Genomic DNA, 26,667 nt, shown 5'->3' on the forward strand with positions numbered 1-26,667 from the left:
TTAGCAGAAAAGTCATAAATTGAATTATATCTATCCTCAACGAGGTGTCCAGTATGTTTACTGATATTAAAATATTCACCCACAAAGCGATAAAAGAGGAGAAACTTGAAGGGCTACGCAAGATTAATGTAATATGTGGGAAAAATAATAGTGGAAAAACCTCCATTTTAGAAGCGTTAACTATTGAAGGGAAGTACTTTATTGGTAGAAAATTAACAGACATTGAACGATTGAAGCAGTTACTCCAACCAATGCTGGATAAATCCGAGATAGTTGATAAATTAGAGGTGATGGAGAGTTTTGAAACTTTTCTCAAAGATTACGGTCCGAGTCAACCGACAATTTATGAGTCAGACATACAAAATCAAAGTCTGGAAATAATGAGAGGATTTAAAAATGGAGCATCCCTTGTTATCAGCAAGATATTAAAAGATTACCTTGATAAACCTGCTGCTAAATATAAACCAATATATATTCCTGCGAAGAGACATTTAGAAAGTAAAGTAAGTTATGATAGTTTAGGGAGTTCCCTTCCTAATGGTGAAGGCTTAATTAATCGATTGTTTTATCTAAAATCTCAAGATCTGAACTCAAAAGAGTACAAAAAATTTGAAGAAATCAGTGATGTTTTTCAAAAGATAACTAAATCCTCCTTCAGTATTATCCCGGATCAAAACAACAATCTTCTACTAAGATTTGGAACATTGGAAACAGTTTGGATTGAAGCAGATCATAGTGGCATGGGACTAAAGGATATTCTGGTTATAATATGTTATTCACTTGATTTTGAATATAATGTTATTTTAATTGAAGAACCTGAAAGTCATTTACATCCGGAGTTTCAAAAAAATCTTTTGCTTTTTCTTAGTAAGGCTCGGGGGAAGCAGTTTATTATTTCAACTCATTCTAGTGTTTTTGTAAATCCATACTTAGTTGATAAAATTTTTTATTCTGAGATAAAGGATTCATCTTTAGTTGTTTCTGACCAAACATATAAAGCTCAAATACTTCAAAATTTAGGATACTCTGCAGTAGAGAATATTGTTTCTGATGTAGTAATTTTAACAGAGGGACCTACAGACATTCCAATATACTCAAAAATATTGGAGTGGGATGGAGTGCTGCACGAATATAATATTAAATTTTGGCCGCTTGGGGGAGATATCATGGCATACGTAGATTTGGATGTCTTTTCTGAGAGAAATAACGTAATTGCAATAATTGATAATGATCCAGGTAGTAGTGTAGCTCGTACGCGATTTGCTAGAGAGTGCGAGGAAAAAGGTATAAGATGCATAAGGTTAGAAAGGTATTCGATTGAAAATTACTTTACAATTGCCGCTTTACAAAAAGTACTGAAAGATGAGATGCCATCAAATTTAACCACAATTAGGTCTGATCAAAGTCTAGATGTTCAGTTAGGCTTTGCTAAAGATGGGAAAAAACGAAGATCAATCAAACCGTTAAATAGAAGTATAATTAAAGAAATGTCACAAAGTGATTTTAAAGGAACTGATCTTGAGACATTTCCGTTTGAGGTTCGTGAGTTATGTGAGGCATTTGTGCAAGATAATAATAATTGAATAATAATACCTGCATTAAAAGGTAGATGTCAAACCGAGTGTTACATTTCCTCTGAGAATGATCATGTGCGGAAATCCAAACTGGTTTGACTGAAAAGGAGTTAACTCCAAATGAGCAAAAAACACTGGCTTGTCGTGCAATACCCGCTAAAAAGTGCCAATGGCAGCAAACGTGATCAGTGGTTGAAGGAGAAGGTTATGGAGTATCTTGAAACTGCTCTAACCCAGCATGAACTGGGGGAAGTGGATGGATGCGAGATAGGAAGCAGCGTGGCTGATCCGAAGAAATATGTGATGAACATCTTCTGTGTGGTGATGGATGAAGAGCGGGGCATAGCATTGGTCAAAAAAGTACTTCGAGAGAGCCGGCTAGATCACACCCGCATCCTCATTGCAACCATGCCTTACGGCACAGAAGGCAGCTACACGCTGAAATTTGCCTCCAAAAAGGGCGTTACTGAGTTCTCGCTATAATCTCAACTACGTATTCAATATGAGCGATCTTCACAGCTAACCGTGAAGGTCGTTTTTTTTACGCCGAATAAGGCATGTCCATATCGAGTACGGCATTTTTCCACCTAATGCCCAACCTCTCTACCAATACAAACTAGCACAAAGCGATAAAAGGTGTTGAGGCTCTTCCAGATCCAGGCATATAATATACAATTGTATGCAGTCCGAGGTAGCGTGGATCTCTCGGAAATCTGAGAAGAATGGAGGGTCCTGTATTGAGCAGGAAGTTAAACCTGATATTACGTCTAAGAGAGTTTTTGCAACGAAAGCCCAAAACACTTGCCTTTAAAATTCCCTTTGCGTACTTTGTTATTATTCTGCTAACGGTGGCGTTTAGTGCGCTGGTGTTGAACCGTATTTCGGAAAATGACGCGCAACAAAAGATCAACGAAGCGTCTCTGCAGACGATTACGTCGATCCAGACGAATGTCAATCTGATGATCGAGAATGTGAACAATTATTCGAAAATGATTTTTTCCGATCCGAACCTGCAGAACCTGCTAAGGCAAGGCAATGTATATTCTAATTTGCAGATGCAATCCAAGGTTAGTTCGTATTTGACTAATCTTATGCAAGCGGTTCCAATTATTGATTCAGTCTATATTTATGACAACTCGGGACACCGTTTTTCGGTGGGCACACAGCAGTGGCCAGCTTTTCTCGAAGCGAATGTGAAGGATGCACCGTGGTATGAGCAAGCTCTGAATTACAAAGGGCGATACCTGCTCAGGCTGAATGGCGGTGACAGCAACGAAAAGGAAGCGGGAGTCGGAGCAGTGGCAGAGAACATTAACAACACTGTATACACACGGGCAGATGTAAAAGAAAATAAACGTCAAAATTATCCTCATCATGAATCTGCTAACAAAGTGACGAGCAAGAACTCGAACAATAATGATCGAGGTACTGAGCAACTTAATAGCGAAATTCATGAAAACGAAAACACTAACAACATGGACAGCAAAAATACCAACAGTATAACCCATAGTCAAAATGTCGGCATGCCCCCGGCCAACGGTAGAAGTTTAGAAATGGAGACGGAGAAGGAAACAGAACAGGGGAAAGAAAAAGAGAAAAAAAATGAAAGTGAGAAACAAAAAGAGAAAGTGGTCTCTTTTATTCGTTTAATGCGCGATCTGGACGATACCTCTCCGCTCGGCTTTCTGGTCATGAATATCAAAGAGAAATCCATTGCGCAGGCTTACGCTAATCTACCGGCATCTGATTCATTTCAGGTAGCCATTCTGGACGAGCATCAGCAGATTATCGCATCGAATGCCACTACAAATACGGCAACAAACACCATGACAAATGCTGTAAAGAATGCAGATTCTACAGTTTCTTCTTCAACATCTCTGGCATACACAGCTTCATCAAAATCTACCGCACATACAGCAACTCCAACAGCTACAGAATCAGAAGAGGCAATTCCATCTGATGCATCCTCCTCCACAGCTCAGAAGCAGGCAAGTATGCAAGATATTTTAGAGGCCAATCAAGCGAAGTTAAAACAGGCATTTCAAGAACAGTCTTCAGGCGTTCTGACTTTACATTCCGGAGGACAGGACTACGCGGTGACCTACCGCTCAGCAGGTGAAGATCAGTGGAAGTACATCAGCATGAGTCCATATCGTGCAACGGACACCCGTAACACATCTCTGGTTCTGCTTGCTTTTATGCTGCTGGCGGTGAATGGGTCTGTCTTTTTTGTCAGTTCTTTTATTATCTCTCGTAGCGTCATCAAGCCGATTCATAAGTTACTCCGATCCATGCAAAAAGCACCCAGTGGCAACTTCCGCAAAGTTAAAGTGGAGCTGAACAGTTACGAATTCGAACAGCTTTACAGTGGCTACAACCAGATGATTGAGCAGATCGAGCAGATGCTGAGTCGCATTATTCAGGAGCAACAGACGATCCGCCGAGCGGAGCTAAACACGCTCCAAGCACAGATCAAACCGCATTTTCTGTACAACACACTCGACTCGATTACTTCTCTGGCGATGTCGGGTATGAACGACAAAGTGTGCGAGATGCTGGAGGCACTCGGAAGTTATTACCGGCTGAGTGTGAGCAAAGGCAATGAGGTCATCACATTACGCGAAGAGGTTGAGATTGTACGTCATTATTTGATCATCCAGCAGGTGCGTTATCCTGGTGTTTTTGAGGTGCAGTACGATATCGATCCGGACTGTGAGCAGGTGCTGATTCCGAAACTCGTACTCCAACCCCTGGTGGAAAATTCACTCTATCATGGCATTCGCGCCAAAGGTAGCTCAGGAATTATACGTATTCAGGCACAGCAATCGGGAGATAGCGTTACTCTATTACTTACGGATGACGGTGCGGGTATGTCCGAGGAACAAGTGCAACAGATTCAGCGCACAGAAAAGCACAACTTCATCCGACTCGTGCATGATCAGTCACAGCCTAGCTCCTTCAGCACCTGTGACCTAACTAATCTAGCTGCTCTCTCGAACGCCTTTAAATCCTCTTCCAACCCTACTCCTGCCTCTAACTCCAATGTGAATCAAAGCTTTGGTCTGTGGGGAACGATGGAGCGGCTGCGTATTTTTTATGATCGTGAAGATGTGTTGAATCTTAAGAGTGTGCCTGGAAAAGGAACCACCATAACCATTACGATCCCGAAGGGAGACGTTGGATCATGGAACCATTAAAAGTATTGCTTGTGGATGACGAATATCTCATCCGAAATCTACTACGTATGCGCATCGATTGGCAGGAACAAGGCATGCAGATCGTTGGCGAAGCCTGTGATGCGGCAGAAGCCTTAGAGCAGATAGAGTTGTTACATCCCGACATCGTATTCACGGATATTTATATGCCCAAGATGGACGGCATTGAGCTGAGTGGTCTCATTTTGGAGCGTTATCCGAACATCAAAATTGTAGTGGTGACAGGACACGATGAATTTGAATATGCACGTCAGAGTGTGAAGCTGGGCATATCCGATTTTATTTTGAAACCGATTCGAGCTACTGAATTATTACAGGTTACCACCAAGTTGCGAGCGGCTATCGAGCAGGAGAGGGGAAGGGAATATGAGCTGTCTAAGCTGCGAGAGGAGATGAAGCGCAGTCTGCCGTATCTCAAGGAACGTTTTGTGAATCAGTGGCTACAAGGGGTGTTGCATGAGGAAGAGGTGCGGGAACAGGTGCGTTTCTTCGACATTCCAATCGCTGCTGATAACCTGCAATCTCGAGTAGCCATCATCGAGGTACAGGCCGCGATACCTTCACAAACGGAGACTTCTACAGAGGAAGTTCAGATCCTGATGCGTATGAATGGTTTGAAGCACGTACAGGCCTATTACCAGCAGGATATATACAAAATCATTGACATGGACACACACAATCGTATTGTCATCTTTACGACCCACCCTGATGCCAAGCTAACCGAGCAGGCCGAGCAATTAATGGGAGAACTTCGATATCTGCTGAAAGTTGACGGTTCCGAGGCAGACGTAACAATAGGGATTGGACAGCTGTACTCCGGGTGGGAGAGAGTCTGTATCGCTTACCGTGAAGCATGTCGTGCTCTGGATTACCAGACGTTTGTGGGGAAAAATCAGGTCATCTGCTTCGAGGATCTCGTGATCGAAAGCGATAAACGAAGTCAGCCGTATCGCTCGGATAAAGGGCTTCTAGAGCAATTGCAATTCTGCATTAGCGTTGGTGCGGGAGAGGAGGCTGTGTCTTTACTTCAACAGATCCTTGCTACCCCATTTTCCAATCCAGCACAGTTCCGCATGGCGGCTATGGATGTAATTACCGAATGCCAACGTGCAGCCATGGAGCAGCAACTTGAGGGTGAGCAGGTATTCAACCAGGAAGCTGTTGCCATGATGCTGATGTCAGAGCATTTACCAGACTTGAGGGCGATGCTGGAGCAACATGTCCGGGCCATATCGGGTGTGATTAAAGCCAAACGACAAGCGAAGGAAGTCAATTTAATCGATCAGGTCAAGGCGTATTTGGAAGAGCAGATGAGCAATGCAGAGGTGGGGTTGTCTAGTACAGCCGCGACTTTTTACGTGAGTCCGGGTCACTTGGGGCGTTTGATGAAAAAAGAAACCGGGCAGACGTTTGTCGAGTATTTAACGCAGCTTCGTATGAAAAAGGCCGAATCCTTGCTGAAGCAGACGGATTTGAAAGGGTATGAGATCGGGGAGCAGGTAGGCATCCCGGACCCGCACTATTTCAGCGTATTATTCAAAAAACAGTTCGGCCGCTCCATGAACGAATACCGGAACGTCCGAGATTAGCCTGGTAAATTTCAAAATGGTTACGCTTTCAATTGTGTTCGAATATTACAAGTCGATGCCTGTTTTCTAAATGGAGCACAGTGCGAACCACTACTAAAATATGGGTACATAGTTGAATTACTTTTTACACAAAAACGGAGAAGACAGAAAAAACCTGAAGAAAAGAAGAGTTCGCCTTTATCACGGGTTTTACCCCTTCAAAAGGGAATCAAAAAAATCTGGGGATAACAGCGATCGTAAGGTTATTCTGTCATCGGAGTGTACGTGTAAATATCTGAGTTCAACGATGTACAGAACCAATAAAAAGATCAGGGAGGTCATATGATGAAAGCGCTATTAAAGAAATCTTTAAGTCTGTTTCTGGCTCTGGGACTTGCGGGAAGTCTGGCTGCATGTTCGTCCGATTCGTCTGGCGGAGCACAGGGGGGAAGCAACGGTAAGATCAAGCTGACGCTGTGGGATCAATCGGTTGGTACAACAGACCCGTCAGCCAAACTGCTACCTGAGATTGTGGAGAAATGGAACAGCGAGCATCCCGACATCCAGGTTGAACGTACAGGCACAACAGGCGAACAATATAAAACGAAAGTAAAAACATCTATTGCAGCTGGTGAGTCACCAGACCTGTTCTACGGAATGGGTGGGGGTAGCTTCATGCAGCCCTATATTAAATCCGGTAATGTACTGGAGATTACAAGTTATCTGACTGATGATATCAAGGAACGTATGGGTCCCGGGATGGCAGAAGCGATTAATATGGATGGCAAAATCTATACGTTACCTGTGTACACACACATCGCCAACCTTTACGTAAATACGGAGCTGTTCGAGCAGGCGGGTGCCAAAATCCCGACTACATATAACGAGCTGCTGGATGCTGTCACCAAATTAAAAGCGGCTGGAATTACCCCTGCCGTGATTGGTGAGAAAGACCGCTGGCCGGGCATGTACTGGTATGACATGATTGCGATGCGCCAAGCGGGCAATGCGGCTGTGATCGAAGCGTTCAAAGATCCGTCCAAGTGGGATTCACCGGACTTTGTCGCGGCGGCGACCAAGATGCAGCAACTGGCACAGGCCGGAGCATTCAACAGCAGTATGTTCAGTATGAGTTATGACGAGATGCTTGGGGCGTTTAATGCGGGCAAAGGAGCGATGATGTTCCAAGCCAACTGGGTGAATGCAGGTATTGAAGACCCGTCTTCCTCGGCAGTCAAAGGCAAAGTGAAGGTGATTCCGTTCCCGGTATTTGAGGATGGCAAAGGCACTAGCACTGAAATCTTCGGCGGAGCAGTCGACGGTTTCTATATCAGCCAGACGACCAAACATCCGAAGGAAGCTACGGAATTCCTCATGTATCTGAGCGAGCAGCTCGGCACACAAGGTTTCCTGGCCGGAGCGGGACTGCCAAGCTGGAAAACCGATTCACTCGACACCTCCAGCTTGTCTTCACTCGATCTGTCTGCGGCGGACATTATGAAAACGGCTACCTCGTTTATCGCCTGGTGGGATAACATTCTGCCAGCCGAGTCTGCGGAAGCACATAAAAATCTGATTGCACAGCTGCTGGCTGGTGACGTGACGCCAGAGGAGTTCTGCAAACAGATGGCGCAGCTGAAACCAACGGAGCTAAGTCTGTAGACTAAACAGGCAAGCAAGTATAGGCTTATGCTACGTGCGCGCTCATATACACTTGTAAACCATCAAAATAATGCCCAAACGAGGCGTGATCCGGGATTTCCGGTCACGCCTTTGAGAGGAGAAGAGTCATGAACTCTGTATTTTCCAATAAAGGTACGATTGCCGTTTTTGTATTACCTACACTGATTCTGTTCTGCGGCATTGTGCTGATTCCGATCTTTGTCTCCAGTTATTACAGTCTGCTTGATTGGAATGGCGTGGGGAAAGGGGCGTTTATCGGCCTGGACAACTATGTGGAGATGTTCAAGGATACCCGAGTGATTAACTCGATCAAAAATTCCCTGCTATTTGCAGGTGCCTCTGTATTCATTCAGTTGCCAATCTCACTGGTGCTGGCGCTGATTCTGGCCTCTAACATCAAAGGGGAAGGCTTTTACCGAACTGTATATTTTATTCCTGTACTGATCTCCACGGTCGTTATTGCCCAGTTATGGTCGAAAATTTATAATGCCGATTACGGTCTGCTCAACGTGATGCTACAGAATATCGGTCTATCCAGCTGGGCGCAGGATTGGCTGGGTCAGAAGGAGACGGCTCTGACGGCCTCCTTCATTCCAACGCTCTGGCAGTACATGGGATATCATATGTTGCTGATGTACGCTGGGGCAAAATCCGTTTCCCAGGATGTCTTAGAGGCGGCACGAATCGATGGTGCTTCCCGGATGCGTGTGGCGTGGTCCATTATGATCCCGTTGATGAAGCCGATTCTGAAGGTATGTCTTGTATTTTCGGTAATTGGGGCGTTTAAGGTGTTTGACCTGATCTATGTGCTGACAGGCGGCGGGCCATTTTACAGTACAGAGGTGCCGAGCACGCTGATGTACGCTACCATTTTTGACACGTTCCGGTACGGATACGGCAGTGCTATTTCTGTTTTTATTATCGTGGAATGTCTGGTGTGTACCATCCTTATTAATTCGTTGTTCAAGACAGAGTAGAGGGAGGGAAGACGTATGAGTACGGTTAACAATATCATGTTGCAAAAAAAGCCCCAGCCTCGGCGCTCCCTCACCGGAGCTATCGGCAAAGTGTTATTGCAGGCGTTTCTGATCCTGATCGCCGTCATTCAGATCTATCCGCTGATTTGGCTGGCACTGTTTTCCCTGAAGGATAACAGTGAAATTTTCAGCGGCGACGTGGCAGGGCTACCCAAAGCCTTTCTGTGGAGCAACTATACCAAGGCACTGTCTGATGGGCATGTCCTGAACTATTTTATGAATAGCGTGCTGGTCACGGCGGTCTCCATTATTCTGGTGCTGATCCTGTCCTCGATGACGGGATACGCGATTACAAGAATGAACTGGAAGCTCAGTGGGCTGACGATGACGTTGATTCTGCTCGGAATGATGGTGCCGATTCATGCGGCGCTGCTGCCGTTATTTATTATTTTGAAAAACCTGAGTCTGCTCAACAGCTACTGGGCTTTGATCATTCCTTATGTAGCCTTCGGCATTCCGATGGCGGTCTTCATCCTGGGTAGCTTTTTCAAAGGTATCCCCAGAGAGATGGAGGAGTCTGCCGTTATCGACGGATGCGGGATTTACCGCACGTTTTTCTCCATTATCCTGCCTCTCGTAACTCCTGCGATCTCCACGGTAGCGATATTTACATTTTTGTCGTGCTGGAATGAGCTGATGTTTGCAGTCACGTTTATTAACAATACAGCGTATCAAACGCTGACGGTGGGCATGATGTCCATGGTTGGAACGTACATTACGCAGTGGGGCATCATTGGCGCGGGTCTAATGATTACGACCGTACCGACGGTTGTGATCTATCTGCTCCTGAACAAACAGGTGCAGAAGAGTATGATTGCTGGTGCGATTAAAGGTTAGCTTTTTGCTAGTGTGATTGCTATATAAGTTCAACTATTTTTTACACAAAAACGGAAAGGACAGAAAAAACCTGGAAAAGCGAAGCTAAAAGCTTTCTGAAAGAAAGCTACATCGGAAGCATACGCCTCGCCTTTATCACCGGATTTTTCCTTTTAAAAAAGGGAATCAAAAAATCTGGGGATAACAGCGATTGGAGGGTTGTTCTGTCATTGGAGTGCTTGTGTGAACATATCAAGTTCAACTTATATGGACTAGACCCCAGCTTTCAGCCGTGGAATAATAAGGGAGAGTTGATCTGAGCAGTCAGAGAGGGGAATGTGGTTACATGATGGCGCAGTTAGTTGAGCAGGTATCTGTACAGGAAAAGGTTGTAGCTTTTACGTTTGATGATGGCCCTCATCCGGTGTATACCCATCAAGTGCTGGACATTTTCCGCCGTGTAGGCGGGCATGCAACGTTTTTCATGATCGGCAAGGAGATGGAAGCATACCCGGACATTGCGGCACAGGTGCATCGTGAAGGCCATGAGATTGCCAATCATACATACACTCATCCGAACCTGACCGAGCTTACGCTGGATGAGGCCGGGGAAGAATTGCGGCAAGCAGAACGCCTTGTTCAAGAAGTCACGGGCAATGCTGCCCGCAGCTTCCGTCCGCCTTATTTTGGCGTGAACGAGGACATTCTAGCTCTGGCTGCGGAGCGGGGTTACCGGACGATCGGTGCGGTGAACGGCGGTGCGCAGGATTGGGATAATCCCGGGGTTGAACACATTTTGGAACATACCCGTTCCGTGGTAAAACCCGGCAGTGTTTTGATCTTCCATGATGGATACGGGGAACGTTCCCAGACTGTTGAGGCCGTACGTGTGCTGGTGGAAGAACTGACGGCAGAGGGATATCGCATGGTCACGGTGAGTGAATTGTTAAGAATGGCTGAGTGACATGCTGCTGTAAGCTGTAAAACAAATTGTCATAAAATAGAGCAGACCCATCATTTTATAGATTGATGGGTCTTTTTGTTGTGTAAATGGAGGTAGAACATCTCCCATGTGTTTTACTTTACTATAGAATCTACTCTATAATAGTAGGCTAAACTAGACTGCGTCAGGAGGAAGTTATGGATTTTATCAAAAAACAGTTAACGGAACTCGGCATGACTGAGCCTTCCCTTGGATACTTTTCCAGTGTAATTATGATTATTTTTATTGCACTGATCTCGATGATTGCCAATTATATTGCCAAACGACTTGTACTTAAGGCCGTGCATCGGATTGTGAGTCATAACCGGTTCAAATGGGGGCATATCGTTGTTCAGAAAAAGCTGTTCCAGCGACTATCACACCTTGTACCGGCTATTATCATCTATTATACGGCTTACATTTTCCCGGGTTATCAGGCTTTGATTGAAAAAGCGGCCATGACCTACATGATTGTTATCATGATTACGGTGCTGAATGCATTGCTGAACGTGTTCGATGATATCTATCGTACCTATGAAGTGTCTAAAATCCGCCCGATCAAGAGTTATATTCAGGTGGCTAAAATAGTACTGTTTATCATTGGCGGTATCATTGTGATCTCCAGTCTGGTCGGACAGAATCCGTTGATCATCCTCAGTGGACTGGGGGCTTTATCAGCAGTATTGATGCTCATCTTCAAAGATTCCATTCTGGGTCTGGTCGCGGGTGTGCAACTGTCATCCAATGATATGGTGCGAGTAGGCGACTGGATTGAGATGCCGAAATACAATGCGGATGGCGACGTGATCGACATTACATTGAATACGGTGAAAGTCATGAATTTTGATAAGACGATTACCATGATTCCGAGTTATGCGCTGATCTCTGACTCATTCCGAAACTGGAGAGGCATGCAGGTTTCCGGCGGCAGACGAATTAAGCGGAGTATTTTTATCGATATTAGCAGTATCCGTTTTTGTGACGAAGAGATGGTGGCTGAATTCGAAAAAATCCACTATTTAACCGATTATGTCACGTCGAAATTAAAAGAAATCGAAGCGTACAACGTAGAGCATCAGGTAAATCGGGAAAGCAACGTAAATGGCAGACAACTCACTAACATCGGTGTATTCCGTGAATACATTCATCAATATTTGCGACATCATCCGAAGATCAATAAGGATATGACGATGATTGTGAGACAGCTTGCTCCGGAGGATCGCGGATTACCTCTCGAAATTTATGCGTTCAGCAATGACACCAACTGGGCTGTGTATGAGAATGTGCAGGCAGATATCTTTGACCATATCTTTGCAGTTGCATCAACGTTTGGGCTGCGTGCCTTCCAGAATCCAACAGGGCATGACATTGTACAGCTCAAGGAAAATAAAGAATACGTGCGAGAATATTAATGGGGTATCCTATCCATCAAGCACTTTTTGGGAGTGACTCTCCAATTCTTGCATAGTTTCATGATGTAGCTATACAAATAGCTCCAGTAAGTAGCGCTAATATAGTTACACTACGTAGTTCAGAAGATATTTAGAAAAGCCATGAACCTCTCCGGTTGATGGCTTTTTGTCTGTGATATAATAGGGCATATTTTAAGGACATAGAATGAGGCGAGCATGGGAAGATGATGAGGAATGGTAACGTTTCCCCTGAAAATCGCTATTGCTTCAATATACAGGTAAAGAATAACTCACTTCATAGAATTCGAGATACAGTACACGTACAGACAGGGGGGATGTTGATGGAGAGGATAATAGATTGGAATGCTTATATCGAGCAGTGGAGTCGAGCGACTGCACATTTACAGTCTATTCAGTCATATCATGTGAAGGGTAATCCAGCCCCTAATTTGTCCGAGCTCAAGCTTGAGGCAAGCACAGGTTTTTTCTTTATTCTTACGCGTGGAGAGATCGAGATCAGGATGTCCGATAAAATATATCGATGTCGCGCACCTTACATTTTCCACGGAGGAGCCGATAACAACATGAGTTTTGTAGTACCCAATGACAATCAGGAATGGGATGGTTATTTGGTTTTATATACAGCAGCATCTGCATCGTCGGAGGATCAGGGGAACCTAGCTCTGTCTTACGGGTTTACACCCAATGCTATGCTGCCGATTCAGGAAAAATGTGAAGCGGTGGGAGCTCTGTTGAAAAGCAGTGAGTCGTTAGAACGGCTGCAAGCCCAATCCATCTTTTTATCGATGGTGTACGGGGTTTTGAGCCAAAAACTGCAGACATTGGCGCAACCAGAGCATACTAAAATCAACATCGTGACCGACGCTATCAAATATATTAAAGCGAACTATAGGGAGTCCGTTACAGCGGAGAAACTGGCGGGCAGATATGATTGCAGCACGAGTTATTTATCGCGTTTATTCCGCAATCAGATCGGACTAGGGCCAATCGAGTATCTGATTCATGAGCGTGTCCACCGGGCCAAGCAGCTACTGTTGAAGTCGGATGCACGGATTCAGGATATTGCAACCAAGGTAGGCTATGCAGATGTATATTATTTCAGTCGATTATTCAAAAAACACACTGGTCGTTCCCCACTTCAGTTCCGCGCGGAATATCAACAAGCAGCTCAGGTTCAGAATAATCCATTACATGGGTTGGAATCGTCCATTGTCTCCCCTCCTTTTGATTCCCATAATGAGAATGAGTCTTATTATCAATTGAGTGAGGAAGGGGATACATCCATGTTTCGATTTTCAAGGCCTGCTTTTGGAGCCATGATGGTATTATGTACATCGTTGATTCTTAGTGCATGTCAGGCAAGCAATCCTACAGGAGGGGCTGCGGTAGCTCAAGAGCCTGCAAGCCAAACAGCGACCGCGACCGCGACCGCGACCGCATCAGACAGTACTGCTGCGGAAACGAGAGTTTATAAACACTTAAAAGGCGAAACAGCCATCCCTGTGCACCCACAGCGTGTTGTTAGTTTCTTTCATCTTGGCGAGCTGATCGCACTTGGCGTGAAACCGGTGGGCACAACGACATATGTTCTGGACAACCCGCATATTAGCGACAAAACAGGCATTACCGATATCGGCATACCGCCAGATGCGGAGAAGATTCTGTCCCTGCAACCAGACTTGATTGTAACAACACCTGCATTAGCCGAGATTGTGGAGGGTGGGTATGATGCACTGAGCAAGATTGCCCCAACCATTGTGATCGAGCAGAATAATGAACCCATCAAAGATATAGAGATGTTTGGGGATATTTTCGGTAAACAGGAAGAAGCGAAGCAGTGGAATGAGAAGTTTACAGCCAAAATCGCAGAATACAAAGCAAAAATCAGCCCTAATGTTCGTGCGGATGAAACGTTCTCCATATTAAACGTACGTCCAGATGCTCTTTTTGTATACGGAGATACCAATATGGGTGGCAATATTATTTATAAGTATCTTGGATTGAAGCCGGCAGCCAAGGTAGAGTCCGATGTCATTCATGGCGAAACGTGGGAGGTATCTAGCGAGGTGATTCCCGAGTTTATCGGTGACCGTCTGTTCCTGGCTGTGAATAAGGGGGCGGAGGACAAGCTCAAGGATGTACAGAAACTGGTCGATGCCTCACCAGCGGGGAAATCAGGCCATGTGTACTCTATTGATTTTGACCAGTTCCTTCCGAGTGACCCTATTGCGGTAGAGAAACAACTGGACATCATTACAGATCTAATTATAGGAGATGGCAAATAGAACGGAAGTTGCCTGAATTGATTCAAGCCGGCGTGAAGGGGTAGAATAACGAGAGAATGTTTTATATTTCCAGTGCTGTTCAGGAAAGATCATACCACCTTTTACAAAGGAGAGTTCTCGAATGAATCATATCCCGGAATACACGTTGAATGATGGCTTGAAAGTGCCTGCGATTGGATTTGGTACGTACAGTTTGAAAGGGGAAGCAGGGGTTCAGTCCATTGCGTCTGCGTTGGATGCAGGGTATCGCTTGATTGATACAGCGTATAACTATGAAAATGAAGCTACCGTGGGTAGAGCAATCAAACAAAGTTCCATTGCGAGAGAGGAACTGCTCATTACCTCCAAACTGCCGGGCAGATATCATGCCTATGATAAAGCGTTGGTCGCGATTCAGGAATCGCTGTACAGAGCCGATCTGGAATATTATGACCTATACTTGATCCACTGGCCTAATCCGAAGAAAGACATGTATGTGGAGGCGTGGCAAGCTTTAATCGAAGCGAGAAAACGCGGATATATCCGCTCCATCGGTGTCAGCAACTTCCTGCCTGAACACAATGAACAGCTGATTCAGGAGACGGGCGTTGCACCAAGTCTGAATCAGATCGAGCTACATCCGTTCTTCGATCAAGCGAAGCAGCGGGAGCAGGATGCGAAGCATGGCATTGTGAACGAATCCTGGAGTCCTATCGGACGTGGGAATGATGCTTTGCAGGATATTTTGAAGGACGAGAATATTGTTCGCATTGCAGAAACGCATGACAAAACACCAACACAAGTGATATTGCGCTGGCATATTCAGCTTGGCTCTATTCCGATTCCGAAGGCAGGTTCCTTAGAGCATCAGCAAGAGAATATTAATATTTTTGATTTTGAGTTGAACGAAGAAGAGATGCGGGCCATCGCTTCGTTTAATCGTCCGGATGGACGATTGTGGAACCAAGATCCGAGTGAGTACGAGGAATTTTAAGAGATTACGGATCATTGAAGAAAGATGTATAGAAGAAGCTCGCATAGAGAAAGAGTGCCCTCGTCCATAAGGACAAGCGGCACTCTTTTGATATATAGAACGATGTATTGGCTAGCATCTAAACAGATTCCCGAACAGAAACATCTATGTTTTTACATCTTCTGGCATTCACTGCTTTAAGACAAGTCCGCTCAGCCAGATGCCTTATACGCGCGGAATACGGAACGTCAGAATCTCGTAAGGCTTGATGTCAAAAGCAATGCGAGCATTCTCCACACGGCACTCTGCTTCGATGTTCTCTAGCAAATCACATGCATAAGCTGTAGCACCTGTTCCCTCAGGCAATTGCAAGGAGGCACGGCTGCGGCGGCCATGGGCTTCATAGACACGGATGATCATGTCATCATTGTCCTCGGCCTTTTTAATAACCTCTAGCACGACATTCTCCTGATCCACAGAAGCGAGCGACCATGTACCCGGCAATGTTCCGGTTTGTGAACCTACTTCCAGACCAACCAGTGGACGGTTAAGATCATAAGCTGCCTGGATAACTCGTCCCTCACGGAAATCACCCTGATGCGGATAGAGGGAGTAAGTGAACACATGCTGCTCTTTGTCGGCATTTTCGTTCGGATAGGTTGCGCTCTTGATCAGGGATAGACGCATCACCGAATTGTGAATGTCATATCCGTACTTGCAGTCATTCAGCAGGGCAACGCCGTAGCCGCTCTCCGCCAGATCAGCCCACTTCTGACCACATACCTCAAAACGAGCCTGATCCCAGCTTGTATTGCGATGTGTTGCGCGTTCTACGTTACCGTACTGGATTTCATAGACGGCTTTTTCACTCCAGATATCAAGTGGGAAAGCAGCTTTCAGCAACAAATGCTCCTGTTTCCAGTCTACGAAGGTACGGAAGTCGATCCGCCGTGTATGTGCGTAGAAAATGATAGTTTGTTCAACGACAGAGTCCAGGAATTGTCTTTTCACTTGAAGCACGGAACGTACCGGGCCGCTCTCTACCCATTCCATCGACTCTAGATCATTGATCTCCCACATATGTTGTTCGTAAAAATCATCAATGTTCCATGCCTCATACTCCGCAGGACGATCCTCGAATACTTGCAATACATTGCCGCGCTCACCGGATTGAAGCAGTTCACGCCCCTCCAGCTTGTCCCACACGGATACAAATTCAGCACTCTCATTCAGGCGAATATCATACCAAGGGGTCTCGATGGATTGCTGCTCCGACTGCCACTGGGCAACCGATACACCTGCACTGCCAAGATCAGCGGCGGCATCCGGCGTGATGCGGAACGTTTTGTATCCTGATGCAGGCACATTCTCGGCAAGGAACACCAATCCGCCTTCTGGTGTGTACTGACTTGGTACAGGATGATCTCCATCGTGTACGGTTACTTTTTTCGCAAAAGCGGGCAGTTCCACCACATCTGTCCTTGCAAAGCCGGTACTGTTAAAGACAACAATGGCTTCGCCGTCTGACGTAATCTGGCTTACAATGCCGTTCAAGGCGCTGCTCTTCAGTTCGTCCGTGACACGCAACACCTCTTCATATTGCTCCTGCGAATCGATGTATACCTGCTCAATGGAGCTGCCTGGCAAAATATCATGGAACTGGTTCAGCATCGTCAGCTTCCAAGCGTGTTCCAATGTGTCGGTTGGATAGACGGCTTGGGCATCCGCCTGACGTTGAATCATAGAGAATAGCTCGGCATCGGACAGTGCAAATTCGCTGTGACGGTTATACTTTTTATTACGTGCCATAGACGTGTACGTACCGCGATGATATTCCAGATACAGCTCGCCTGACCAGCGCGGAACCGAACGTACGCCGTCTAAATTCTGCTCTAACTTTTCAAAAAATTCACGCACGAATGTACGCTTTACCGTAGGTACGCCGGGGAGTCCTTTTTCAAGCCGTCTGCCGTGCTCTAGCATTTCCTCGGTTGGTCCACCGCCGCCGTCTCCGAAGCCGAAGCATTGCAAAACATCGGTGTTGATGGTTTTGTTCTGATATCGCTGCCATGTGCCTTTCACTTGTGAAGCGTTAAAACGTCCGTTGTATGTGGTCTCGAAACGGTGCTTTCCGAATTCCGGGTGGGGAATATAGTCTTTGGCCGTAATGAAATGTGTCAGAACCTCCGAACCGTCAATGCCTCTCCAGTACATCGTATCGTTTGGAATCTGGTTAGTGTCATTCCAGGCAATCTTGGTCGTCATAAAATAATCGATCCCGCTCTTGCGCATAATCTGCGGCATCGCTGCGCTATAACCGAATACATCGGGCAGCCAGAGCACACGGTTCTCTACGCCGAATTCTTCCTTGAAGAAACGTTTGCCATAGATAATCTGACGGATCATCGATTCACCCGAGATCAGGTTACAATCTGCTTCCAGCCACATCGAACCTTCTGCTTCCCAGCGGCCTTCGGCCACTTTTTCTTTGATTTTCTCATATAAAGACGGGAAGTCGGCTTTCAAATATGCATAGAGCTGAGGCTGGGAGGACATGAAGGTGTACTCCGGAAATTTATCCATCAGATAAAGCACACTCGCGAAGCTACGGATAACCTTCTCACGTGTCTGATCCAGCGTCCACAGCCATGCTACGTCAATATGAGTGTGACCAATGCAGTGAACGGTCGGGATATGATCACTGTCGGGGCGAGTTTCTCCATAGATATGGTTTTGCAGATACTCACGTGCTTTCAGTACGGATGCGTGAAAAGCTGTGCTGTTCTCTTGGCGTAAATCAAGCAGATTTACAGCTTCGTTCAGCTGTTCGATCAACTTCAGACGCTCCAGATCATCCTCGCGTAGCAGGTCTGCCGCATCCAGTGCAGCCTTCAGGTCATAATACAAATTCGAGACAGGCTCATGATGCTCGGCAATATATACGTTCAGGAAAACATCGGCTGCGGACGTGCTACAGTAGGCATACAGCGCCAGCTCAAACTCTTCCCCTTTGACAGCAGCAGGCGTCAGGTCAATCTCAGTATGATTCACATCCAGACCGCAGATGAGCTCTCCGTTCAGGAACGCCAGAAATTGTGGATTATCATAGTTCCAAATATCTGTAGCACCGGTAACGATGGCGCAGACGACCCTTTTTCCCTCCAGGTGGTCGGGAATGCGAATGCGGGTTTTGAAGCAGCTGTGTACATCTTTGCCGCCCCAGCCATCACCTTTGCGGAACACGTTCCATGAAGAAGGGTCTTCATGCACGAGATTCCATGTATGGTATCCGCTCTCTTTATGATAAAGCTCAGGTATATACGTTTTTGAAGTTAATCGCGCACTTTCCAAGTGTTTCACAATCGTATGGATTCGAGTAGACAAGGAATTCAATTTCATATGTGTTTCCCACCTTGGTATTTAGTAAGTACAGGCTGTAAGGGTTACTTCAACAACAATAGAAGCTTACTCGTTGAAAACGCTGACATTTTAACTTTATCATATCAAACGAAAAATGCTAGAAACTACGTAATGTATGCTGGAAATGCCGTTTTTTTATTGCATTTCATGCTAAAATAGACGTATGAATGATTAGGGCGTGTCTTGAAATCTACTGAAGTGCATCTTTTACCCCCTTTTCGCCCCCTGCTACGTCACTTCCCCTTGACGTGCCCCGGCACGCCTGCGGGAAACTTCCTTGCTTGGAACGAAAATTCGGCAAAATCTGCTTTCTTCAGCGTTTTCAGACACGCCCTAGGGAAGGAGCATGTCCATGACATCATCGGTTTTGACATATGAGAAGGGATATGCGATCCATGTGAACCAGCCAGGGGATTCGCTTTATTATTACCTGGATTACGACGAGCGTTCGCATGACCTCAATATGGAATTTCAGCATTTTCATGATTTTTATGAAATTTGCATTCTGCTGGATCGGACCGCTGCACATATTATTGAAGGCAGTTTATACGAGATGCAGCCCTATGATATTGTGTTGCTTCGGCCTGCTTTGCTTCATAAAACCCAATATCCGAAGGGTGTGCCACCCAAAAGGTTAATGATTAATTTTGCTATGCCTCGCAGTTTACCTGGACTTGAGAACGGTTACAGCGAGCTGTTTACGATATTTAATGCGCAGGTTCCCATTTTCCGCTTCTCGGAAGAACGGCGTAAGGAAGTTCTTGCGCCCCTTAACGACATTTTTGCGATATCACAGCAGTTATCTCCTATTCAATCGGTAGCTATTCATCATAAGTTTGTCGAGTTTCTATGTGGTCTTCATCGCTATGCGGCGGAGAATAGTTATGTTCGCGAGGAAAAAGGATCATCCATGACTCAGCGGATGTATGCCATTGCTTCCTATATTCACAGTCACTATCAGCAGGAGATGTCGCTGGATGAGGTGTCCAGACGCTTTTATGTCAGTGCGCATCATTTATCGCGCCAGTTCAACAAAGTCACAGGCTTCACGTTTACGGAATATGTGCAGATGACCCGAATTCGAAATGCCCAACAAATGTTACTACATTCGAGTGAGAAAATTACGGATATTGCCGCCCAATGTGGCTTCACCAGCTTTTCGCAGTTCAATCGCATTTTTAATAAGCAGAATGGAATGTCGCCAAGTGCGTATCGGCGTAGCAGACCAGCACAGGATGAACGTCAGATGGTACTTGTAGGGGAAGGATAGGGCATAAGGTAACTTAAAGAGTAATAAGGAGCATTAAGCAAACCTTATCAGCCTAAGCAGGTAATGAGTGAGATTTAGATCGAGTGTCTAAAGTGTGAGGTATGAGCGGGATAATCGGAAACTTGGCACAATATAGGAAGAGTCAACTGCCACGTTAGGGAGTTGACTCTTCACCATATAGGGGAGTTAATTCATTTCAATACATAATCGGGTTAAAGTTCATTCTAAGACGTTGCAGCGAGCGTTAAAATTCCGTCATTCATTCGGTATACCTTATCGCAGTAGGCAAGCATACGCTCATCATGCGTGACCATAATGGCCGCTTTTTGGCGTGCTTTCACCTCTTGTGCCATGAGACTGACCACTTCATGGGCTCGCTTGGTATCCAGACTTGCGGTGGGTTCGTCTGCCAGAATCAGGTTAGGATCATTCATTAAAGCACGAGCAATGGCTGTCCGCTGTTTTTCGCCGCCTGACAATTCCTCTGGGAATTTCCGCAACTTCTGTCCGAGTCCTAGCTCTTCCAATAGCTTCATGGCAAATTGTTGATCCTCCTTACTGACGGTTCCGGACATTCGTTTTACGACAAGGAGCTGATCAAGAACATGCAGATAAGGAACTAGATTAGATGATTGCATGATAAAACCGATTTCTTTGAGCCGTATCGTGGACAACTGTTTCTCCGTAAGCGTCGAGATCAGATTTCCATTTAGTCTGACTTCTCCCTCAGATGCTTTAAGCATCGCCCCAGCGATCGACAGAAATGTACTTTTACCAGATCCGGATGGTCCAACGACAGCAGCAAATTCTCCTGGCTCTACGGATAAGGACACATGGTCAAGAGCCTTCATCTGATTACTTCCTTCACCGTAAACCATAGTGACTTCATTCATCTGCAGACCTGTAGTCATTATTCAACCCTCCCGAGCGCTTTAAGCGGATCAATCTTGGTAATTTTGCGAACAGACACCAACGAGCTTAACATTGCAATCACGAGCAGAATGATGGAATAGGTCACAACAAGACTAGTCTCCAGCTTGAATGGCATACCTTTAGGCATAATCGCAGCAGTTCCATAAGTCAGCAAAATACCGACCAGAATACTTGTTACCGACAGCACAAATACTTGCGATACGATCGTTTTACTCAGAAATTTATTGCTGGCACCTATGGCTTTCATAATGCCGAATTGATTCGTCTTTTGCATCGTGATGACATAAAAGAATACACCCAGTACAAAGGCAGATATAGCGAGCAAAAAGGCCAGCATCATCAGAATCGTACCGTTCTCTTCTTTGTATCCGGGCATGCCTTGTACTGCTTCGCCCCGAGTAACGGTATCCGTACCAGACAACTTGTTATTGATTTCAGCTGCATCTATATTCTCGCCTTGCAGCATGATGGCATTCACAGGTTCAGCCAAGCCTTTATCGGAACCTGGAGCAGCAAAGGCAATCTTCCGCCATTGATCGATCGGTGTAAATACGGATGCAACGTGGTTATACGTCTCATTCTCCACAAAACCGATAATGGTTAGGGATTCGGTCGTACCATCTAATTGAAATGTATCTCCGAGTTTGAAGCCCTCATCTTTAAGGGAAGTATTCACCACTACACTAGTAGGGTTATCCGAAGATAGAGGTTTACCCTCGACTACCTTCGGTTCTAGAAAACTTCCTGGAAGAATGCCTATAATCGCAATATCGACCTTATCTTCGTTCTTTGAATTTTCACCCTTCATTGCTGTCGCCATCGTGCTACCCATGGGTGCGGCAGCTTCAACATTAGGCAGCTTTTCAGCCTCCGGCACCCGTTGACCAGACAATAAAGACTTGCTCATGGAAGACTGGGATCCTTCTTCAAAAATGACATAGTCCGCTTTCATATTCTTAAAGGTAGATGCAGCTAGCGTGGATAACCCATTGCCTAGACCAGATAAAATAAATACCAGCCAAGCGATCAATACAAAAATGATGATAATCATTAGAAATTTCAATTTACTGTGCATTAATTCTTTTACAGCTAAAAACACTCTCTCAACCCCTTTTATGACACTTGTGTCAGATTTGAAGTGTCGCGACACACGTTCTCATTTATTAAACAATATAATTGACACTTGTGTCAAATTAGTCCCAAGAAGAAAACTCATCTCTTGGCTCCTCCAATCCACGTTTGAAAAAGCAGTTTACCCCAATCAGCTGTAGGCAAATTCATCATGTTAGGTGTATTAAACAAGTTAAAAAAGACACCAATAAGTACAGGTAGAGGGATATCTTGGCGGAGAGATTTATCCTGTTGAGCGCGTTCAAACAAACGTGATAATTGAAGTTTGAGTGTCTGATGCGCTTCTTCAATAAATTCAAGATCTCTTGCTGCTGCAGGAGAGTTGGAGGTATTAATTTTATTCGCATCCCCTAGAAGCTGATGGAGCGCGGCTTCTTCAACGTAAATAAGTAGCAGTTCTTCAAGCGCTTCTAATGGGTCGGACTCATCAACGGCTGATGCATGTTCCAATACATTAGCGATGACTCTTTTCATGCAAGCAGCCACAATCTCCTCTTTATTGGCGTAATACTGATAGATGGTACTCCGAGCTCCGGAGAGATGCTGCGAAAGCAGCTTGAGGTGGAAACCATCGTACCCATGCTCAAGCACCAATTTTTTGGTCATATCCAGCAGCTCTGTTTCCGTAAACGATTGCTTTCTTCCCATGAACAATCTCTTCTTTCGTCTGATTTAAAACTAAAACGTGTCTTGTGATCGTAAAATGGTGCAGCGACTGCAACACAATCTACTGAATATACTCAGTTTAGCATAAGATACCCGAATGCCGAATATAGACCATTGAAAATGACAGGGAATCCATCTTTATTCGTTGTCTCTAAAAGCATTACCGCTTTAACGATTCTTTTCGCCCCACTCGCACAGCTGTTCCAGCACGGGTAATATTGTCTGTGCTTTCGATGTCAGTGAATATTCTACTTTGGGCGGGATCTGCGGGAACTCCTTACGCGTAACTAATCCATCGGCCTCGAGTTCCTTGAGCTGTGCACTTAGAACTTTGTACGTGATCGCTCCAATCTGCCGCTGCATTTCATTGAAACGAACCGGTTGCTTGGCAGCGAGCAGATATAAAATAATCATCTTCCACTTACCACCGATGACAGACATGGTGTAGCCAAAAGGTGTATCTTGAATAGCTATATTTTCGCCTTCAAAGTCGGATATGCCCATGTTTACACTATCCTTTCAGATAGTACCTATCATTATTGTGCGTACTATCCTAATCTTTTTGCTCAGTCTATACTAGCCTTAATTTAAAGTAAAGGGGCTAGTTATATGACCACAATTCAAACGTACAATCATGATCTCTGGGATCACGGGATCTCTCAAGGCTACTGCGTCAATAATACGCTGTACATTTCTGGACAATTTTCTCACAACGCAGAAGGTAGCTTTGTTGGTGAGGGGGATATTCAGGCACAGGTATTACAGACATTAGAGAACTTGGATACCGTATTAGCACAGTTTGATGTAACCAGGTCTAATCTTGCATATGTTGAAATTTACTTGACTCAGGCGCAGAAGCACGGGGAAATCGCCATCGAAATGTTTAAAGAATATATTGGTGAGCATCGACCGGCAGGCAGTCTGATTGGGGTAAATTATCTGGCATTCCCTGAACAATGGGTGGAGATTCGAGGCGTTGCCCATGTTGGTTCATAAAAATGGGCAACAGAGGAATCGTAGCTGTTCTTTTCATTAGAGGTGTATGGATATAAAAAAATAACAAGGCAAACCTTCGAATGAAGTAGGTTTGCCTTGGTTGATCTATATGATGTTTACTTTATAGAGCTATATACTAAAGGATTACTCTCTTTACACCAAGTCTTTCGGTGCAAGCTCAATGGCGGAGCGAATAGCTGCCAGCATGCTTTTGTCATCAGCGATGTTTTTGCCAGCGATATCAAAGGCTGTGCCGTGGTCCACGGATGTGCGGATGATGCCGCCTTTCAGTCCAACCGTGATGTTTACGCCTTCCTCAATGCCCATCACTTTGATTGGGGCATGACCTTGGTCGTGATAGCAGGCTACAACGATGTCGAAGTCGCCACGGCCTGCGCGGAAGAAGAGTGTGTCCGCTGGCAGTGGACCAACGACGTTAATGCCCTCCTGCTGCGCACGCTCAATGCCGGGCTGCAACTTCTCTTCTTCTTCCCCGTTGCCGAACAGGCCGTTCTCTCCGGCATGAGGGTTAATCCCGCATACCGCGACGCGGGGATTGTCAAAGCCTGCTTTTTTCAACGTATCATGAGCCAGCTTCACAACCGTGTAGGTTCTTTCCGGGTTAATGCTCGCAATAGCATCAATCAGGCCCATATGAGTGGTCAAGTGAATGACGCGCAAGTTAGGCGTAGTGAGCATCATGGAGAAGTCCTCGGTGTCCGTCAGGTCTGCCAAAATCTCCGTATGGCCTGGATACAGATGACCTCCCAGATGCAGTGCTTCTTTGTTAAGCGGTGCTGTGCAGATCGAGTGAATCTGTTTCTTTTTCGCCAAATCAATGGCCTTCGCAAGAAACTGAAATGCCGCATCTCCCGCGACAGCTGATACTTTGCCGTACTCCAGATCAGCTGGAACAAGGTTCAGATCAATGACATCGACAGTACCGAATTCATACTTTGCTTCTTCTGGTTCCTGAATAGAATTCACTTTCAAGTTGGAGCCGATCACGGGTAGCACACGCTCCAAAATCTTTGCATCACCGATCACAAGCGGGTTGCACTGATCATACACCTCTTGATGTCCCAATGCTTTCATAATAATCTCCGGTCCAATGCCTGCGGCATCGCCCATCGTAATACCTACTGTGGGTTTCATACGAGAATGCCCCCTTTTAATTTTTGAATTGCTCGGATAAAGACATCCGGTTTGCCGAATCCGCCTGCTTTGGTAATCACATATAAATCTTCAATACCCATAAATCTGGAGATTGGCACGCCGATTTCGAGCTCGTCCAGCAGTTCGAAGCCGCTAATATTCCATTTCAGACAAATCTGTTTGGCGGTATCGCCGCCCGTCATGGATACTCCTTTGAAAAGTCCCTCTTCGAGCAATCTGGCGCATATTTCGCCTATCGCACGTACGATTTCGTTGCTGACTTGTGTGTGATTCAATCCGCGATTCTCACCTGTTGCCCGTGCCAGCTCAATATCGATGGATTCGGCAGTGGAGTAGAGCACGACATCTTCTCCCTCCAACGCTTTGGTTCTGACCTCATCGTAGACACGTTCCATCTCCGCAGTACGATCTGCTTCTGCCGATACGGCTTTGAACGAATGAAACGATACCGACGCAATCCGAGACTGGCGGAGCAAACGATACAACTGCTCACGGGAGTTTTTATTCACACTGCCCACGACGGTTAAGATGGGGCCGGTATTCTCCGGGATGGCGAGTGCGGCGGATTTGGACTCTAGCTCATAGTGAGCGGGAAGATAGTTCGCAATCCCTGCTGAACCTGCCCAAGCAAACGTATACGGCATGTCCTGTGTCATCTGCAAAATCTGCTCCAAATGTGCTTCCTCCGTGGAATCCACCAGTATATACGGAATGTTGTTTTGTTTGAACTGCTCCAGTTTGGCATGTAATTGCTTTTGTCCGGCTTCCAGATCACCAACTGTGATCTCGCCCACGCGGTATTTCGTCTGCTGTTTGAGCAGATCCGGCAGGTAAGAGAGCGTCACGGGTGTCTTCGGATCAAGAGCAATCTCTGTCTCCGCAAGTGGCACGCCGTTCAGATAATGAATACCCTCCCGAATGGTGCGGTTATTTTTCGGATATCCCGGGGCGATCATCATGAAATCCGGTTGTACAACGTCATATACTGCATCGATCTCGATACCGATATTGCCGCGCATGGTGGAGTCCATCTTTTTGAAAAGGGTATCGAACCCGTTCTCGGTCAGCAGCTTGGCTGCACGATACACGCGATCATAAGCTTCCTCCGCTGCAACAGAGCGGCTGTCTGTATCAAAAACAACGGTATCATAAGAGGCCAGAGAGGCCTCGTCCATATTAAATAGAACACTCGTCTTCAGGCCATGCCGGGCTAGCTGCACCCCGCTGTCATTGGCACCGGTCAAATCATCTGCAATAATGGCCAGTTTCATGCAGTCATCCCTCCTTTAGTTTTCGTTTGTTACATTAACCATATAAATTGAACCAAAGGTGTTTACACGGATCACTCCGATGACAGAATAACCTTCCAATCGCTGTTATCCCCAGATTTCTTGAATCCCTTTTCCAAAGGGGGAAATCCGGTGATAAAGGCGAACGCTTCGCTTCTCCAGGTTTTTTCTGTCCTCTCCGTTAATGTGTAAATAGATAGTTCAATTTATATGGTAAAAAATTCAAAAAAATTACTCAGTA

At 45.6% G+C, this 26,667-nt stretch carries 20 protein-coding genes; 13 read left to right on the forward strand and 7 right to left on the reverse strand.

Annotated features, from left to right (window positions below):
- Window positions 1-53: 53 nt before the first annotated feature.
- From MHI38_RS17260 to MHI38_RS17310, 11 genes are all read left to right on the forward strand, one after another.
- A complete protein-coding gene (locus MHI38_RS17260; RefSeq protein WP_154891549.1) occupies window positions 54-1,583 on the forward strand; it encodes an AAA family ATPase in 1,530 nt (509 codons plus the stop codon).
- A gap of 111 nt (window positions 1,584-1,694) precedes the next feature.
- The gene (locus MHI38_RS17265) at window positions 1,695-2,057 is read left to right on the forward strand and encodes a hypothetical protein (protein WP_154891548.1); all 363 of its coding nucleotides are present in this window, start codon (window positions 1,695-1,697) and stop codon (window positions 2,055-2,057) included.
- 254 nt (window positions 2,058-2,311) lie between these two features.
- On the forward strand, window positions 2,312-4,771 hold the full coding sequence (locus tag MHI38_RS17270) for a histidine kinase (protein WP_261769574.1): 2,460 nt from the start codon (window positions 2,312-2,314) through the stop codon (window positions 4,769-4,771).
- The gene (locus MHI38_RS17275; RefSeq protein ID WP_154891547.1) at window positions 4,759-6,378 is read left to right on the forward strand and encodes a response regulator; all 1,620 of its coding nucleotides are present in this window, start codon (window positions 4,759-4,761) and stop codon (window positions 6,376-6,378) included. The genes MHI38_RS17270 and MHI38_RS17275 overlap by 13 nt, the downstream gene beginning before the upstream one ends.
- A gap of 324 nt (window positions 6,379-6,702) precedes the next feature.
- Window positions 6,703-8,019, forward strand: a complete 1,317-nt coding sequence (locus tag MHI38_RS17280; RefSeq protein ID WP_154891591.1) for an extracellular solute-binding protein — start codon at window positions 6,703-6,705, stop codon at window positions 8,017-8,019.
- A gap of 128 nt (window positions 8,020-8,147) precedes the next feature.
- Window positions 8,148-9,017 (forward strand): carbohydrate ABC transporter permease, encoded by an 870-nt coding sequence (locus MHI38_RS17285; protein ID WP_154891546.1) that lies wholly within the window; start codon window positions 8,148-8,150, stop codon window positions 9,015-9,017.
- 15 nt (window positions 9,018-9,032) lie between these two features.
- On the forward strand, window positions 9,033-9,914 hold the full coding sequence (locus MHI38_RS17290; RefSeq protein ID WP_222592195.1) for a carbohydrate ABC transporter permease: 882 nt from the start codon (window positions 9,033-9,035) through the stop codon (window positions 9,912-9,914).
- Between the two features lie 325 nt (window positions 9,915-10,239).
- Window positions 10,240-10,857 carry a polysaccharide deacetylase family protein gene (locus MHI38_RS17295; RefSeq protein WP_154891545.1) on the forward strand — a complete coding sequence of 206 codons (618 nt, stop codon included), beginning with the start codon at window positions 10,240-10,242 and terminating at the stop codon, window positions 10,855-10,857.
- A 176-nt stretch (window positions 10,858-11,033) separates the two neighbouring features.
- Entirely contained in the window at window positions 11,034-12,287 is a 1,254-nt protein-coding gene (locus MHI38_RS17300) for a mechanosensitive ion channel family protein (RefSeq protein ID WP_090924269.1), read from the forward strand.
- Window positions 12,288-12,628: 341 nt separating this feature from the next.
- Entirely contained in the window at window positions 12,629-14,593 is a 1,965-nt protein-coding gene (locus MHI38_RS17305) for an AraC family transcriptional regulator (RefSeq protein WP_341181451.1), read from the forward strand.
- Between the two features lie 121 nt (window positions 14,594-14,714).
- The gene (locus MHI38_RS17310) at window positions 14,715-15,566 is read left to right on the forward strand and encodes an aldo/keto reductase (RefSeq protein ID WP_341181452.1); all 852 of its coding nucleotides are present in this window, start codon (window positions 14,715-14,717) and stop codon (window positions 15,564-15,566) included.
- A gap of 204 nt (window positions 15,567-15,770) precedes the next feature.
- On the opposite strand, the gene MHI38_RS17315 is transcribed toward MHI38_RS17310, so the two are convergent.
- On the reverse strand, window positions 15,771-18,944 hold the full coding sequence (locus tag MHI38_RS17315; RefSeq protein ID WP_341181453.1) for an alpha-mannosidase: 3,174 nt from the start codon (window positions 18,942-18,944) through the stop codon (window positions 15,771-15,773).
- A gap of 373 nt (window positions 18,945-19,317) precedes the next feature.
- On the opposite strand from MHI38_RS17315, the gene MHI38_RS17320 reads away from it, so the two are divergent.
- On the forward strand, window positions 19,318-20,235 hold the full coding sequence (locus tag MHI38_RS17320; RefSeq protein ID WP_341181454.1) for an AraC family transcriptional regulator: 918 nt from the start codon (window positions 19,318-19,320) through the stop codon (window positions 20,233-20,235).
- 224 nt (window positions 20,236-20,459) lie between these two features.
- Here the strand turns inward: MHI38_RS17320 and MHI38_RS17325 are convergent, their stop codons facing one another.
- The 4 genes from MHI38_RS17325 to MHI38_RS17340 form a co-directional block, all read right to left on the reverse strand.
- On the reverse strand, window positions 20,460-21,146 hold the full coding sequence (locus MHI38_RS17325; RefSeq protein ID WP_090924263.1) for an ABC transporter ATP-binding protein: 687 nt from the start codon (window positions 21,144-21,146) through the stop codon (window positions 20,460-20,462).
- Entirely contained in the window at window positions 21,146-22,267 is a 1,122-nt protein-coding gene (locus MHI38_RS17330; protein WP_308723423.1) for an ABC transporter permease, read from the reverse strand. The genes MHI38_RS17325 and MHI38_RS17330 overlap by 1 nt, the downstream gene beginning before the upstream one ends.
- A 113-nt stretch (window positions 22,268-22,380) precedes the next feature.
- On the reverse strand, window positions 22,381-22,947 hold the full coding sequence (locus MHI38_RS17335; RefSeq protein WP_154891538.1) for a TetR/AcrR family transcriptional regulator: 567 nt from the start codon (window positions 22,945-22,947) through the stop codon (window positions 22,381-22,383).
- A 186-nt stretch (window positions 22,948-23,133) separates the two neighbouring features.
- Complete coding sequence (locus tag MHI38_RS17340; protein WP_154891537.1) at window positions 23,134-23,469, reverse strand: winged helix-turn-helix transcriptional regulator; 336 nt, start codon at window positions 23,467-23,469, stop codon at window positions 23,134-23,136.
- Window positions 23,470-23,574: 105 nt separating this feature from the next.
- Here MHI38_RS17340 and MHI38_RS17345 point away from each other — a divergent pair, with 105 nt between their 5' ends.
- Entirely contained in the window at window positions 23,575-23,961 is a 387-nt protein-coding gene (locus MHI38_RS17345) for a RidA family protein (protein WP_154891536.1), read from the forward strand.
- A gap of 153 nt (window positions 23,962-24,114) precedes the next feature.
- Here MHI38_RS17345 and pdxA read toward each other — a convergent pair whose 3' ends face one another.
- Both pdxA and MHI38_RS17355 read right to left on the reverse strand, forming a co-directional pair.
- A complete protein-coding gene (gene pdxA, locus MHI38_RS17350) occupies window positions 24,115-25,116 on the reverse strand; it encodes a 4-hydroxythreonine-4-phosphate dehydrogenase PdxA (RefSeq protein WP_341181455.1) in 1,002 nt (333 codons plus the stop codon).
- The gene (locus MHI38_RS17355; protein WP_341181456.1) at window positions 25,113-26,408 is read right to left on the reverse strand and encodes a four-carbon acid sugar kinase family protein; all 1,296 of its coding nucleotides are present in this window, start codon (window positions 26,406-26,408) and stop codon (window positions 25,113-25,115) included. Before MHI38_RS17355 ends, pdxA begins: the two co-directional genes overlap by 4 nt.
- Window positions 26,409-26,667: the final 259 nt, after the last annotated feature.

The organism is Paenibacillus sp. FSL K6-1558 (assembly GCF_038002565.1).
Lineage (GTDB): Bacteria > Bacillota > Bacilli > Paenibacillales > Paenibacillaceae > Paenibacillus > Paenibacillus polysaccharolyticus.

Bases quoted from the DNA above. Each gene is read 5' to 3' on its own strand.
- MHI38_RS17260 (WP_154891549.1), top strand. From the start codon at position 54: ATGTTTACTGATATTAAAATATTCACCCACAAAGCGATAAAAGAGGAG.
- MHI38_RS17265 (WP_154891548.1), top strand. From the start codon at position 1,695: ATGAGCAAAAAACACTGGCTTGTCGTGCAATACCCGCTAAAAAGTGCC.
- MHI38_RS17275 (WP_154891547.1), top strand. From the start codon at position 4,759: ATGGAACCATTAAAAGTATTGCTTGTGGATGACGAATATCTCATCCGA.
- MHI38_RS17280 (WP_154891591.1), top strand. From the start codon at position 6,703: ATGAAAGCGCTATTAAAGAAATCTTTAAGTCTGTTTCTGGCTCTGGGA.
- MHI38_RS17285 (WP_154891546.1), top strand. From the start codon at position 8,148: ATGAACTCTGTATTTTCCAATAAAGGTACGATTGCCGTTTTTGTATTA.
- MHI38_RS17290 (WP_222592195.1), top strand. From the start codon at position 9,033: ATGAGTACGGTTAACAATATCATGTTGCAAAAAAAGCCCCAGCCTCGG.
- MHI38_RS17295 (WP_154891545.1), top strand. From the start codon at position 10,240: ATGATGGCGCAGTTAGTTGAGCAGGTATCTGTACAGGAAAAGGTTGTA.
- MHI38_RS17300 (WP_090924269.1), top strand. From the start codon at position 11,034: ATGGATTTTATCAAAAAACAGTTAACGGAACTCGGCATGACTGAGCCT.
- MHI38_RS17305 (WP_341181451.1), top strand. From the start codon at position 12,629: ATGGAGAGGATAATAGATTGGAATGCTTATATCGAGCAGTGGAGTCGA.
- MHI38_RS17310 (WP_341181452.1), top strand. From the start codon at position 14,715: ATGAATCATATCCCGGAATACACGTTGAATGATGGCTTGAAAGTGCCT.
- MHI38_RS17315 (WP_341181453.1), bottom strand. From the start codon at position 18,944: ATGAAATTGAATTCCTTGTCTACTCGAATCCATACGATTGTGAAACAC.
- MHI38_RS17320 (WP_341181454.1), top strand. From the start codon at position 19,318: ATGACATCATCGGTTTTGACATATGAGAAGGGATATGCGATCCATGTG.
- MHI38_RS17325 (WP_090924263.1), bottom strand. From the start codon at position 21,146: ATGACTACAGGTCTGCAGATGAATGAAGTCACTATGGTTTACGGTGAA.
- MHI38_RS17335 (WP_154891538.1), bottom strand. From the start codon at position 22,947: ATGGGAAGAAAGCAATCGTTTACGGAAACAGAGCTGCTGGATATGACC.
- MHI38_RS17340 (WP_154891537.1), bottom strand. From the start codon at position 23,469: ATGGGCATATCCGACTTTGAAGGCGAAAATATAGCTATTCAAGATACA.
- MHI38_RS17345 (WP_154891536.1), top strand. From the start codon at position 23,575: ATGACCACAATTCAAACGTACAATCATGATCTCTGGGATCACGGGATC.
- pdxA (WP_341181455.1), bottom strand. From the start codon at position 25,116: ATGAAACCCACAGTAGGTATTACGATGGGCGATGCCGCAGGCATTGGA.
- MHI38_RS17355 (WP_341181456.1), bottom strand. From the start codon at position 26,408: ATGAAACTGGCCATTATTGCAGATGATTTGACCGGTGCCAATGACAGC.